We start from the raw sequence: 13,412 nt of genomic DNA on the forward strand, positions 1-13,412 counted from the left end.
CCCAAATGGGACACAAAGTATTAATAGTAGATGATGCAGCGTTTATGCGCATGATGATCAAAGATATTTTATCAAAAAATGGATTTGATGTAGTAGGAGAAGCTAACGACGGAGCTCAAGCTGTTGAAAAGTACGAAGAGCTCTCACCTGATCTTGTGACAATGGATATTACGATGCCAGAAATGGATGGTATTACTTCTCTAAAAGAAATAAAAAAAATCGATCCAAACGCAAAAGTGATAATGTGTTCTGCGATGGGGCAACAAGCAATGGTGATTGATGCGATCCAAGCAGGAGCTAAAGATTTTATTGTCAAACCATTTCAAGCTGATCGTGTTCTTGAAGCGATTAAGAAAACGCTTGGCTAAAGTGTTAAGTAAAGTTAGTGGGGTGTCACCATATATGTGCAAGCCTGTAGTGGCGGCTCTTTTGTTAAGCTTTTTCTTAGTTTTTGGTTGGAGTAATCAAGTCAGTGCTGAGGGTGAAGGAGAAAATCGCACCGTAAGTGAGGCGATTGAAGAAGGCGAACAGAGTCCAGAAAATGAACAAACGGTTATGGAAGAAGAAACGACCGATTTAGTAGAATCACCGAATACTGAAGAAGTACTTGCCGTTCCAATGACCGACCAAAGTCCGTTTCTTATGTTTATTCAAATGATGGCAGCTCTTGCTTTTGTCGTATTTCTTATTTATATGCTCCTACGTTTTGTCAATAAGCGCTCACAGTCATACCGATCGACAAAACTAATGCAAAATATGGGCGGTGTGCCGCTCGGGGCCAACCGTTCAGTACAGTTAGTTAAAGTAGGAGATCGTCTTCTAGTCGTTGGAGTAGGCGATTCCATTCAACTTTTAAAGGAACTTGATGATTCACGTGAGATCGAACGCTTTATTGAGCTTCAAGAAAAACAATTTGAGCAAATCGACCAACCATTATCAAGTCTTCTCGGAAAAATGAATGGATTACTCAATCGAAATGAAAAAACTTCTTCTAAAGCGAATGGGAATGAAGAAGCATTCAAAGCGTTGCTAGGGAAACAGCTAAAAGATGTTTCAACATCACAAAAACAAATTCAAGATGCAGTTAGGGAGAGAGATAAATGATGGTTGATCAATTAATAATGCCTGCCATTACTCAAATCCCGGGGTTAGATGTTGATTTCTTGTCAAATGAGCCTGCTAATGTTGCCACAACGATTCAATTATTATTGGTGTTAACAGTTTTATCATTGGCACCAAGTATTCTAATCCTAATGACCAGCTTTACACGAATTGTGATTGTTCTCTCATTCGTAAGACAAGGCTTAGCGACTCAATCGATGCCTCCGAACCAAGTGTTAATTGGTTTGGCTTTGTTCCTCACTTTCTTTATCATGGCACCGATATTTGCAGAAGTGAACGAACAAGCTCTAACGCCATTTTTAGACGGTGAATTGACACAAGAAGAAGCGTTAGAACAAGCGGCTATTCCGATGAAGGAATTTATGGCTAAGCATACGAGAGAAAAAGACTTGGCTCTTTTTATGGGGTATGCAGGAATGGAGAGGCCTCAGTCACTTGATGACATTCCTCTAACAGCACTAATACCTGCTTTTGCTATTAGTGAATTGAAAACAGCTTTTCAAATTGGCTTTTTAATTTTCGTACCTTTTCTTGTGATTGATATGATTGTAGCAAGTGTCTTAATGTCTATGGGGATGATGATGTTACCACCCGTTATGATCGCCCTACCATTTAAAATTTTGTTGTTTGTGCTTGTAGATGGTTGGTATTTAATTGTCCAATCATTACTGCTTAGCTTCAGTTAGGGATGTGTTCGTATGAGTTCTGAATTTGTCATCAGTATGGCTGAAAACGGGATTTGGACGGTGTTACTTGTAGCTGGCCCACTTCTATTAGTTGCCTTAGGTCTTGGCTTGCTTGTTAGTATTTTTCAAGCTACCACTCAAATCCAAGAACAAACGTTAGCGTTTATACCAAAAATAGTTGGAGTATTAGCTTCTCTCGTTATTTTTGGTCCATGGATGCTCTCGCAGGTAACAAATTTCGCCTACCAAATTTTTAGTAATTTACACCGGTACATTGGGTAATGATTGAGTTTGTAAATCTACTACCTGCTTTTTTATTAGTGTTTGTACGTGTGCTCGCTTTTTTTTCCGTATTACCGATTTATGGGCACCGCTCGATTCCAACGACACATAAGATCGGACTAGCTCTTATGCTAAGTTGGATCATGATATTCACCCTAGAGACTCCTGAAGTGTTAATTGATACGACTTTCTTTTTTCTCGTCATTAAAGAATTACTAGTAGGGTTGAGTGTGGGTTTAATTGCGATGATTTTATTATATGCTGTGCAAGTGGCAGGGGGCTTTATTGATTTTAATATGGGGTTTATGATCGCTAACGTTGTTGATCCTCAAACAGGAGCTCAATCACCTTTAATGGGTGGGTATTTATATACATTTGCCTTATTATTTTTACTTGCAGTGAACGGACATCATTTGCTACTTGATGGAATCTTTTACAGCTATCAGTTCGTGCCAATGGATCAAGTTTTTTTACCGTTTGGACAAGAAAACATCGTCCATTATATCGCAACGACGTTTAATGCGATGTTTATCATCGCTTTTCAAATGGCCTTTCCGATTGTCGGTTCTCTATTTTTAGTTGATGTTGCACTTGGGATGGTGTCACGAGCTGTACCGCAAATGAATGTTTTTGTTGTCGGAATGCCGTTAAAAATTTTAGTTGCACTACCTTTGTTAATCATTTATATGTCTGTTTTCATTATGGTCGTTCAACGTTTATTTGATCAAATGATTTTAGCAATGCGAACCTTGCTACAACTACTAGGAGGAGCATAATGGCCTTTCTTCAAGTGAAGTTGCAGTTTTTTGCAGATGAAAAAACAGAAAAAGCAACGCCTAAAAAAAGACAGGATTCAAGAAAAAAAGGTCAAGTAGCAAAGAGTAATGATGTGAACACAGCTGTCATCTTACTGCTCGTATTCTTGTTTTTATGGTTTTTTGGCGGAGCCATTGTAGGTTCAACCTTGCTAGATTTACTTAAACATGTTTTCCAAACGTATCTCTTAATGGATGTTACACCAAGAAGCTTCGAGTTGATGTTTTATGAAATTATTATGGAAGCTGCAGTTGTGCTTCTTCCGATAATGCTTGTGGCTATGGTTGCAGGTGTTTTTGCAAGTTATGTTCAAGTAGGGCCACTTTTCACCACGGATCCATTACAGATGAAATTGAGTAAAATTGATCCTATTAAAGGATTTAAACGAATCTTTTCAGTGAGAGCAATTGTAGAGTTGCTTAAATCACTATTGAAGATCGCATTTGCTGGTATCGTTGTTTTTTTGATTCTTTGGTTCAATTTAGAAGATGTATTCATGCTTTCACAGAAGTCTGTTGCAGATGGTTTTTATGTGATCGCACAACTTACAGCTTTAATGGGTGTCTCAGTCGCTGTTCTGTTATTATTTTTATCGATTCCTGACTATTTATATCAACGTTATGATCAGGAAAAACAAATCAAAATGTCTAAAAAAGACGTAAAAGATGAGCATAAAAATATGGAAGGTGACCCCAAAATCAAATCAAAACGTAAGCAAAAACAAATGGAAATGGCGATGCAGCGCATGATGCAGGAAGTGCCAAATGCGGATGTTGTCATCACAAACCCAACACACTATGCAATCGTTTTAAAATATGATGAGTCAAAATCAGAGGCCCCTATTATTGTCGCCAAAGGTGTTGACTACGTCGCACAAAAAATCAAGAAATTAGCAAGTGACCACGATGTTGTTATGGTAGAGAATAAACCGTTAGCTCGTGCACTATATAGTCAAGCAGAAATAGGCGATCAAGTACCTGAGGATATGTTTAAAGCAGTAGCTGAAGTGCTTGCGTATGTATACCGATTGAAAAATAAACAAGTGACATAATTTTTTGTGAAAAGGTTAGGAGAGAAGTTCTGTGAAAGCAAGAGACTTATCGGTATTACTGGGCGTTATTTTAATCGTCATTATGCTCATAATTCCATTACCCCCAGGAATACTGGACTTTTTAATTGTAATTAATATCTCTCTTGCACTCATTATCATTCTAGTGGCAATGAGTACGAATGATGCTCTGCAATTTTCTATCTTTCCGACGTTGTTATTACTTGTAACGTTGTTTCGGTTAGGGTTAAATGTGTCGACGACTAGATCAATTCTCGGAAATGCTGAGGCTGGTAATGTCATTGATACTTTTGGGAATTACGTAGTAGGAGGAAATGCGCTCGTTGGTTTTGTCGTCTTTTTAATCTTAATCATTATTCAATTTGTCGTCATAACTAAAGGGGCAGAACGTGTGTCAGAGGTAGGAGCGCGATTTACCCTGGATGCGATGCCTGGTAAACAAATGAGTATTGATGCCGATTTGAATGCCGGCATGATTTCTGATGCTGAAGCGAAAGGCCGTCGTGAACGAATTGAAAAAGAAGCTGATTTCTATGGTGCAATGGACGGTGCGAGTAAGTTCGTTAAAGGGGATGCGATCGCAGGTATTGTTATCGTTATTATTAATATGATCTTTGGCCTCGTTATCGGGATGATGCAAATGGGAATGGATCTAGGTACTGCTGCTACTACCTACACACTTCTTACAGTAGGAGATGGTTTGGTCAGTCAAATCCCTGCCCTATTAATCTCAACCGCAACAGGAATTATTGTCACGAGAGCTGCCTCAGATGGCAATTTAAGTCAAGATCTAAATAAACAATTATTAGCCTTCCCTAATATGCTCTATGTAGCGGCGGCGACGATTTTCTTATTAGGAGTCGCAACACCGATTGATAAGTTTGTAACATTCTCTGTAGCAGGACTGCTAGCATTTGGAGCTTTTCAGCTAAAGAGGGTTGAAAAACAGACATTAGAACGAGATGAAACTGAAGAAGTAGTAGAAGAAAAAGATGATATGAAATCACCTGAAAGTGTTGTTTCCCTCTTGCAAATTGATCCGATTGAATTTGAATTTGGCTACGGGTTAATTCCATTAGCAGATGCAAACCAGGGAGGAGATTTACTTGATCGAGTCGTAATGATTCGAAGGCAGATGGCTTTAGAGCTTGGTATGATCGTTCCGGTGATTCGTATTCGTGATAATATTCAACTACAACCAAACGAATATACAATAAAAATTAAGGGTAATGAAGTAGCAAAGGGTGACCTTTTACTAGATCATTACATGGCGATGAGTCCAGGAGTCGAAGATGAGTCTATTATTGGAGTGGATACAGTTGAGCCTGCTTTTGGCCTTCCTGCCCTTTGGATTGGCGAAGAAATGAAAGAGCAAGCGGAGCTTTCAGGCTACACAGTCGTTGACCCACCATCGGTTGTTTCGACTCATTTAACTGAAGTAATCAAAGGACATGCTCATGAATTACTGGGACGACAAGAAACCAAACAATTGGTCGAGCATTTACAAGAAACATACCCTGCGCTCGTTGAAGAAGTCACTCCTAATACTCTTTCAACTGGAGAAGTGCAGAAGGTGTTGACAAATTTATTGAAAGAGAACATCTCGATTCGAAACTTGCCGATCATTTTTGAAACATTAGCTGATTATGGGCAAATGACAAAAGATATGGACCTAGTAACGGAATACGTTAGACAATCCTTGTCACGTCAAATTTCGAAGCAATTTACATCACCAGGGGAACCGCTTTATGTCATTACATTAAGTGGCAGTGTGGAAAAGAAGATTGCAGATGGCGTTCAACAAACAGAACATGGAAACTTCCTTTCGATGGATCCAAATGAATCTCAGCGTGTATTAGAGTCAGCGGCTGGAGAAACAGATCGACTATCGCAAATGGGGCAAGTGCCAGTTATCCTTTGTTCACCTGCAGTAAGAATGTATGTACGCCAGCTACTTGAACGTTACCTTCCTCATGTTCCTGTTCTTTCGTACAATGAGCTAGAGGCAAATGTTGAAGTACAAAGTGTTGGAGTGGTGAATGTAGAATGAAAGTAAAAAAATATACAGCAAACACAATGCATGAAGCAATGAAACAAATTCGCGTGGAACTTGGGGATGAAGCTGTTATTTTAAGTTCTAAAGAAGTGGAATCGGGAGGGTTTCTTGGCTTTTTTACCACAAAGAAAATTGAGGTTGTAGCGGCTGTTGATCCTGTACCTGACTCCAAACCGCTAACAAAGGAAAAGCCTCAAATTAAGCCAGTTGAAAAAAGAAGTCCTTCTATCACTCAAACGCATGGGTCAGATCAACGTTTAATGAAAGAAGTAGAAGAGCTAAAACGACTTGTCAAAGGGATCCATTCAACGTCTAATCAAGTAGAACAACAATATCCAGCCCCTTTTCAAAAGATAGAAGATCGACTGAAAGCTCATGGAGTGAGCGAGTCCATTCGCCTTGAACTTTTAAAAAATCTTCTGAAAGACTGGTACAACAAAGAGGGTGAAAATAATACCTCAGTAAATCTTGAAGCTGAAGCTTCTGAGTTTTTACTTAGTGAGCTTTCCACTGTTCCTGTTAAAGGATTGACGTTTGAGAAAAAAGTCATCAATATTGTTGGCCCTACCGGTGTTGGGAAGACCACAACCATTGCGAAAATAGCAGCAGAGTGCGTCCTAAAGCAACAGAAAAAAGTGGTGCTCATCACGACAGATACGTATCGTATCGCGGCGGTGGATCAATTAAAAACGTACGCAAAAATATTAAATATCCCGATTGAAGTCGCATATTCAGTTGAAGATTTTAAGAAAGCAAAAGAACAGTATCAACACTATGATGTGATTTTAGTTGATTCTGCAGGACGTAATTTTAGAAATAAATTATATGTAGAAGAATTATCGAAAGTAATGGATTTTAATGAAGAGGCGGAAACGATACTCGTTTTAGCTCTTACCTCTAAATATGAAGATATGAAAAAGATCATTTCTCAATTTAGCCTGATTCCGATTAAACAAGTTATCTTCACAAAACGCGATGAGACATCCTCCTACGGGGCCTTTATAAATGTTCCGCTTGAATATGGATTAGGAGTAGCCTACATCACAAACGGTCAAAACGTACCTGATGATATGTCAGAAGCGACGATTCACCAACTTGTTGAACCTTTATTTACAGGTGATCATGATGAATGACCAAGCAGAAAGTTTGCGACGGATTGTGAACCCACATCATCAAGGATCAGCAAAGGTCATTGCAGTTGTAAGTGGTAAAGGTGGAGTAGGGAAATCAAATGTTTGCCTGAATTTTGCTCTAACGCTTAGAGATACAGGTAAAGAAGTGGCGATTATCGATATGGATATGGGGATGGGAAACCTTGATATCTTAATGGGAGTTACTGCTAGCCATCATATTATCGATATGTTAAAAAACCAATTAACGATTTGGGATATCGTCGAAAAAGGCCCTAAAGAGATTTCTTATTTAGCAGGTGGTTCTGGCTTATCTGAATTTGTAGAGCTAAATTCTGAGCAACTGGAGCGTTTCTTTACACAATTGGGTGCGTTGGAACATGAATTTGACTATGTCTTTTTGGATATGGGTGCAGGGGCTACAAAAGAAAGCATTAAATTTATTCTCGCTGCCCACGAGGTATTAGTAATAACCACACCAGAGCCGACTGCAATAACAGATGCCTATGCAATGGTGAAATACATTCATTTAGAAGATGAGGACAAGCAACTATCTATTATTGTCAATCGAGCAGAAACGACACGAGAAGGCGACCAAACAGCTACTAATTTTACGAGGGTTACGAAACAATTTTTGGACAAAGAGATTCAATTACTTGGTTCCTTGCCTGATGATCGTACAGTGAGTCGGGCAGTAAAAGCGCAAACCCCTTTCGTCTTATTTGCCCCCCGCTCAGAGGTGTCTTTGGCGATGAAGTCACTTGTTAATCATTATCTTGGTGAGTCGAGTAACCAACTAACTATATCCTTTAGTAGTTTTATAAGATCAATAAGAAGTCGATTGGTGAAAAGGTAGGAAGTGAACTCCATATGAATAGTAGGGGTGAAGGTCATATGGCACAGTTAATCAATGTTCTAGTCGTTGACGATTCTGCTTTCATGCGGAAAGTCATCAGTGACATGATCGATAAAGATGTGAATATGCAAGTAGTGGGTACCGCTAGAAATGGTCAAGAAGCTCTTATAAAGCGTCAAACATTAAAGCCAGATGTGATTACGTTAGATGTTGAGATGCCTATTATGGATGGGTTAGATACATTAAAGGAATTGATGAAGGAAGCACCAGTTCCTGTGGTTATGATTAGTAGTCTAACAAAAGAAGGAGCAGAACAAACGCTTCTTGCAATGGAGTACGGAGCGGTTGATTTTGTAGCTAAGACATCGGGGGCTATTTCACTTGATCTTCACATCATTGAAAAAGAGATCGTGAAAAAAGTGAAGCTCGCTTATAAAGCAAATATTAATCAAGAAATAAAAACTACGCATCATCCTCGGAAGCTCGTACGTGAGGTGAGAAAGGAAAGCAATAACAGACAAAAGAAAATCATTGCCATAGGAACTTCAACAGGAGGACCTAAAGCGCTAAAAGAAGTAGTGACACGTCTACCAAAAGACATAGACGCCCCTATTGTGATTGTTCAACATATGCCTAAAGGTTTCACCCAATCCTTAGCGAATCGCTTAAATACCTTAGCCGATATCGAAGTGAAAGAAGCGGCAGATGGTGATCTTCTACGCAGTGGTGTCGCTTATATAGCACCTGGTGGTTTTCATATGATTATAAAAAAAGTGGGCCAATCTTATTCCATTCAGTTGAATCAAGAAGAGGCAAGAAGAGGACACAGGCCTTCTGTAGATGTTCTTTTTGAATCTTTAGCAACCTATGTTGACCTGAAGAAAATTGCCGTGATCATGACCGGGATGGGGTCAGATGGAAAAGTAGGTTTGAAATCACTAAAAGAGAGTGGTAATTGTTTTGCAATAGCTGAATCAATGAATACCTCCATCGTTTTTGGAATGCCAAAAGCAGCGATTGAATCAAAATTGATTGATGAGGTCATAGACCTTGACCAGATAAGTGATCATATCATGCGTCAGGTGTAGAGGGTGAAAGGGGAGATTCTTTTGAAAGACTTAAATCAATTAAACTCATTTCATTTAGATATATTAAAAGAAATAGGAAATATAGGGGCTGGACATGCGGCTACTTCATTATCGACATTGTTAAAACGTAAAATTGATATGAACGTGCCAAATGTCAGGGTTGTTTCATTGCAAGAGTTGCCTGAGCAGATTGGGGGCGCAGATACAGAGGTTGTAGCCATCTTTTTACGAATTGAAGGCGATGCTCCAGGAAGCATGTTTTATCTATCTGAAGTACAGCAAGCAGAAAAGTTGATTCAATCTTTAACAGGCAATGATGATTTTCAATTGAGCAAACCTCCTTTTGATCAAATTGGTCTTTCAGCTCTACAGGAAGTTGGGAATATCCTCGCTGGGTCCTATCTTTCTTCGTTAGCAGATTTCACCAACCTTAATCTGCAACCAACTGTACCTGGCTTAAGTATTGATATGGTAGGTGCTATTTTGAATTATGGACTCGTTGCTCTTTCTGCTGCAGGAGATCATGCCTTGGTGATTGATACACATATTTCTGAAGTTGGTCAAACACAGGAGCAGACTGCTGGGCATTTCTTTTTGTTGCCTGATCCCGATTCGTTTCAAGTTATCTTTAAATCATTAGGGGTGGACGTGAATGAGTGAAGTGATTAAAGTTGGCATGGCCGATTTAAAGGTAGCCACCCCTCCCAATACAATAAGGACATCTGGGCTTGGTTCATGTGTTGGGGTAGTCATTTATGATGAAATGACCAATGTATTTGGTATGGCTCACATTATGTTGCCAGATTCCAGTCAATCGAAGCAGGCAACATTAAATATTGCTAAATATGCTGATTCCGCGATTAAAGAATTGATCAAGCAGCTGCTCAGCCAAGGTGCACGTGCTTTTTCGTTAAAAGCTAAAATTGCTGGTGGTGCCCAAATGTTTACCTTTCAAAGTGGCAGTGACTTGATGAGAATTGGTCCAAGGAACGTAGAGGCAGTAAAATTGGCCCTTAAACAATCAAAGATTCCCATTCTTGCAGAAGATGTTGGTGGGAAAAGTGGTCGAACAATTGAGTTTGATCCATTAACAAAAACTTTACATATACGAACGGTTAATCAGGGAACTGCTGCGATTTAAAGAAAATGATAGGAGGGACAAGTATGGCAAGTGTAACAACAAATGAAAATCAGAAAATTTGGGATAAGTGGTTAAAAAGTCGCGATCCTCATGCTTGTGATGAATTAATTCGCTTATACATGCCGATTGTGAACTATCACGTACAACGAATTTCAGTAGGACTTCCAAAGAATGTTTCAAAAGATGACTTAATCAGCCATGGCATGCTCGGCTTATACGATGCTCTAGAGAAATTCAATGCTAATAGAGATTTAAAATTTGATACTTATGCTTCTTTTCGAGTTCGCGGAGCTATTATTGATGGGTTACGTAAAGAGGATTGGCTGCCTCGTTCGATGCGAGAGAAGATTAAAAGAGTAGAAGCTTGTATTCAACGCCTAGAACAAGAGTACGGGCGTAATGTCACAGCGGAAGAAGTAGGGCGTGAACTAGACATGTCTGAACAGGAAGTTTACCAAATAACAAATGAACATTTTCTATCCAATCTGCTTTCAATTGATGATCGCTCTAGTGATTCAGATCGCAATGAGTCATTTGCTGCTACCATTATCGACAAACAGTCAAAAACACCTGAACAGCATCTTCTTAGCGAGGTTACAAAAGAGGAACTAGGGAAAGTGATATCGAAATTAACAGAGAAAGAACAACTTGTTATTAGCTTGTTTTATTTCGATGAGTTAACGTTAACTGAAATAGGGTATGCACTTGATTTATCAACATCTCGTATTTCACAAATCCATTCCAAAGCACTATTTAGAATGAAGCAGCTTATCAAATAACGATTTTATAGGCAATGGTATGCTAGATGTCAACTAAAAGGATACCCCTATAAAATTGTGACAAAGGGTTGATGTTGTGATCGATCTTGATCAATACTACCAGATAACCATTACAAGTAATAAGATGGAAGCTACAGTGGTTCAACATGCAAAAACGAATCAAGAAGAAACGATTGATATAGGTCAAGTAAAAGAATGGGTTCATGAGCATGGAATCGTTTTTGGAATGATTGAAGAATCCCTTCACTCTCTTTCAAATAGAGTCAATCTTGATTCGCCACTTTTAATTGCTCGAGGGCTTCCAAAAAAGCAAGGAGCAGCAGCTTACTTACTGCCTATTTTATTTAAGAAGGAAAAAGTAGCAGATGATGGGAAAATGAAAGTGAATTTAAAGGATGTTCTAGACATTGAGTCGGTACGAGAGGGAGATAAAGTAGGGCAAAAGATTGCTGCTACTTCTGGACAAAATGGAAAAAACGTTCTCGGTGAGGAGATCTCTGCAAAACCTGGGAAAGACTTCACGTTAAGAGCAGGGAAAAATACGAGGGTGAGTGAAGATGAACAATCGATTTACTCTCTTATTGACGGTCAGGTAAGTATAGAGAATAAACGTATTCATGTTCATCCGATCTATGAAGTTAAAGGTGACCTGAGTATGAAGACAGGGAATATTTCATTTGTTGGGAATGTCGTCATAAATGGTAATGTTCCTACTGGGTTTATCGTCGAAGCGGATGGGGACATTCGAGTTAGAGGCACAGTTGAAGGAGCTCATCTTACAGCGGGTGGCTCTATATTTGTAGGTGCAGGCATTGTAGGCCAGCATAAAAGTTTTCTAAAAGCCAAGGGGGATCTCCAAACAACCTTTATCAATGAAGGAAATGTAGAAGTTGGTGGGACGATCGAAGTGGCACAAGCAATCTTACATAGTACATGTACAGCGGAGAAAACGATCATTTGCACACGGGGCAAAGGGAATATTGTAGGAGGGGTTTTATCTGCAGGTGAAGGCGTTCATGCTAGAACAATTGGTAATGATATGCAAACGAAAACGTCTCTATTCATTGGTGCTAATGAACAACTACTTAAAAAGCAAAAAGATACAGAGTCAACTAAACGAAAAGCACAAGATGATTTAACGAAATTAGGAAAGTTATTAAAAGTATACATAGAAAAACAGAAGAAACAATCATTAGTTGGAAAAGAGAAGATCATGGTGTTGCGAATTCAACATTCTTTTAGAACGGCTAAGGAGCTATTGGATGAATCTAATGACATTCTCGAATCCTTGGATAAGCTAGGCGGTCCGCTTGAGGGGGGATCAATAAGTGCCAAAGATTCTTTCTATCCCAATGTGTTTATTCATTTTGGCAAATACCGACGAAAGCTTGTTAGTAAGCATCAATATGCAAAAGTTACCTTAATAGATAGTGAGATCACCATTTCAAGCCTCTAAGGAGTTGAGTTGGATGAGTATTAGACCAATTGAAGTTCAAGGTTCGTTTCCTCAATCTCAAAAGTCTGGTAAGCTACAGGAGCAAATGCAGCAGCGAGGCCAAGTCTCACAGAATATCATCGGTCAGCAGCTTGATCAAGAAAACAGACAAAAACGTAGACAAGTTGTAAAAACGAATGAAAGTGAAAAGTCTACACTTCAAGATCAAAAAAAGAATCAAAGCAATCAACATAATCAAAGAAAAAAAGAACGTGATAAAGAGGACGATGGAACAGAGCAAAAGGAGTCTCATCCATACAAAGGACAATTTGTAGACTTTTCTGGGTGAGGTGGAGAGGACATATAGAGCAATGACGATCTATTTATTAATTTTTAGCTTCATTTTACATGGTGTAACAATCCTTTTAATGCTGACTCTAGCTAAGAAAGTAAGTGTCACCGATTCATTTGACCCTGAACGTGGTGAAAAAGTGAAACAGGAAATTGAAGATATGCTGTTTGCTTATACGGTTGAGATGAAAGAAGAGAACGAGCGTCTATTAAAAGAAATCAAGCAATTAAAAAAAGAGCCACATACATCTGAACAAAAAACAAAGAGTGTTCGGGCTGAAGTTCCTCAAAATAAGCAAGCAGAACCATCTCTATCTACTAGACCCCTTCAGTTAACAGAACAGGATGAACAAGAAGAACAGAAATATAACGATTATAGTCCCCCTGATATAAATGAAGAAGACCCTGCTACTATTTTTGAGCAATCTGATACTGCAAATGTGCTAATGTTGGCCAAAAGAGGGATGAATGAAGAGCAAATAGCGAAACAGTTAAACATAGGAAAGGGAGAAGTGGAATTAATTTTAAAATTTTATCGTTAAACGACCTGATTAACTTGCAACAGTACGTGTGATGTGGTATATTAATCCACGGTGTTAAT

Annotated in this window: 16 protein-coding genes; all 16 read left to right on the forward strand. The window is 38.9% G+C overall.

Going from position 1 to position 13,412, the window contains the following annotated elements; all coding sequences use genetic code 11:
* Positions 1-5 precede the first annotated feature (5 nt).
* The 16 genes from AB3N04_RS18600 (at position 6) to AB3N04_RS18675 (ending at position 13,353) form a co-directional block, all read left to right on the forward strand.
* Positions 6-368, forward strand: a complete 363-nt coding sequence (locus tag AB3N04_RS18600; protein WP_317122623.1) for a response regulator — start codon at positions 6-8, stop codon at positions 366-368.
* A 34-nt stretch (positions 369-402) separates the two neighbouring features.
* Positions 403-1,104: a flagellar biosynthetic protein FliO gene (gene fliO / locus AB3N04_RS18605; protein ID WP_368504066.1), complete on the forward strand. Its 702-nt coding sequence runs from the start codon at positions 403-405 to the stop codon at positions 1,102-1,104.
* Positions 1,104-1,808, forward strand: coding sequence for a flagellar type III secretion system pore protein FliP (fliP, locus tag AB3N04_RS18610; RefSeq protein WP_368506098.1), 705 nt, complete (start codon positions 1,104-1,106; stop codon positions 1,806-1,808). Before fliO ends, fliP begins: the two co-directional genes overlap by 1 nt.
* A 12-nt stretch (positions 1,809-1,820) precedes the next feature.
* A complete protein-coding gene (gene fliQ, locus AB3N04_RS18615) occupies positions 1,821-2,090 on the forward strand; it encodes a flagellar biosynthesis protein FliQ (protein ID WP_317122625.1) in 270 nt (89 codons plus the stop codon).
* The gene (fliR, locus tag AB3N04_RS18620; protein ID WP_368504067.1) at positions 2,090-2,866 is read left to right on the forward strand and encodes a flagellar biosynthetic protein FliR; all 777 of its coding nucleotides are present in this window, start codon (positions 2,090-2,092) and stop codon (positions 2,864-2,866) included. The genes fliQ and fliR overlap by 1 nt, the downstream gene beginning before the upstream one ends.
* A complete protein-coding gene (flhB, locus tag AB3N04_RS18625) occupies positions 2,866-3,957 on the forward strand; it encodes a flagellar biosynthesis protein FlhB (protein ID WP_368504068.1) in 1,092 nt (363 codons plus the stop codon). The genes fliR and flhB overlap by 1 nt, the downstream gene beginning before the upstream one ends.
* Before the next feature lie 31 nt (positions 3,958-3,988).
* Positions 3,989-6,025 carry a flagellar biosynthesis protein FlhA gene (gene flhA, locus AB3N04_RS18630; protein WP_368504069.1) on the forward strand — a complete coding sequence of 679 codons (2,037 nt, stop codon included), beginning with the start codon at positions 3,989-3,991 and terminating at the stop codon, positions 6,023-6,025.
* Positions 6,022-7,164, forward strand: coding sequence for a flagellar biosynthesis protein FlhF (gene flhF / locus AB3N04_RS18635; protein ID WP_368504070.1), 1,143 nt, complete (start codon positions 6,022-6,024; stop codon positions 7,162-7,164). Before flhA ends, flhF begins: the two co-directional genes overlap by 4 nt.
* Entirely contained in the window at positions 7,154-8,017 is an 864-nt protein-coding gene (locus AB3N04_RS18640) for a MinD/ParA family protein (RefSeq protein ID WP_368504071.1), read from the forward strand. Before flhF ends, AB3N04_RS18640 begins: the two co-directional genes overlap by 11 nt.
* A 38-nt stretch (positions 8,018-8,055) precedes the next feature.
* Positions 8,056-9,105: a chemotaxis response regulator protein-glutamate methylesterase gene (locus AB3N04_RS18645; protein WP_368504072.1), complete on the forward strand. Its 1,050-nt coding sequence runs from the start codon at positions 8,056-8,058 to the stop codon at positions 9,103-9,105.
* Positions 9,106-9,126: 21 nt separating this feature from the next.
* Positions 9,127-9,765, forward strand: a complete 639-nt coding sequence (locus AB3N04_RS18650) for a chemotaxis protein CheC (protein ID WP_368504073.1) — start codon at positions 9,127-9,129, stop codon at positions 9,763-9,765.
* Positions 9,758-10,246, forward strand: a complete 489-nt coding sequence (locus AB3N04_RS18655) for a chemotaxis protein CheD (RefSeq protein WP_368504074.1) — start codon at positions 9,758-9,760, stop codon at positions 10,244-10,246. The genes AB3N04_RS18650 and AB3N04_RS18655 overlap by 8 nt, the downstream gene beginning before the upstream one ends.
* Positions 10,247-10,269: 23 nt before the next feature.
* Positions 10,270-11,025 carry a FliA/WhiG family RNA polymerase sigma factor gene (locus AB3N04_RS18660; RefSeq protein ID WP_368504075.1) on the forward strand — a complete coding sequence of 252 codons (756 nt, stop codon included), beginning with the start codon at positions 10,270-10,272 and terminating at the stop codon, positions 11,023-11,025.
* Positions 11,026-11,101: 76 nt separating this feature from the next.
* Complete coding sequence (locus tag AB3N04_RS18665; protein WP_368504076.1) at positions 11,102-12,481, forward strand: DUF342 domain-containing protein; 1,380 nt, start codon at positions 11,102-11,104, stop codon at positions 12,479-12,481.
* A 13-nt stretch (positions 12,482-12,494) separates the two neighbouring features.
* Positions 12,495-12,809 carry a hypothetical protein gene (locus AB3N04_RS18670; RefSeq protein WP_368504077.1) on the forward strand — a complete coding sequence of 105 codons (315 nt, stop codon included), beginning with the start codon at positions 12,495-12,497 and terminating at the stop codon, positions 12,807-12,809.
* A 22-nt stretch (positions 12,810-12,831) separates the two neighbouring features.
* Positions 12,832-13,353: a hypothetical protein gene (locus AB3N04_RS18675; RefSeq protein ID WP_368504078.1), complete on the forward strand. Its 522-nt coding sequence runs from the start codon at positions 12,832-12,834 to the stop codon at positions 13,351-13,353.
* Positions 13,354-13,412 lie beyond the last annotated feature (59 nt).

The organism is Alkalihalophilus sp. As8PL (genome assembly GCF_040939795.1).
Lineage (GTDB): Bacteria > Bacillota > Bacilli > Bacillales > Bacillaceae_D > Alkalihalophilus > Alkalihalophilus lindianensis.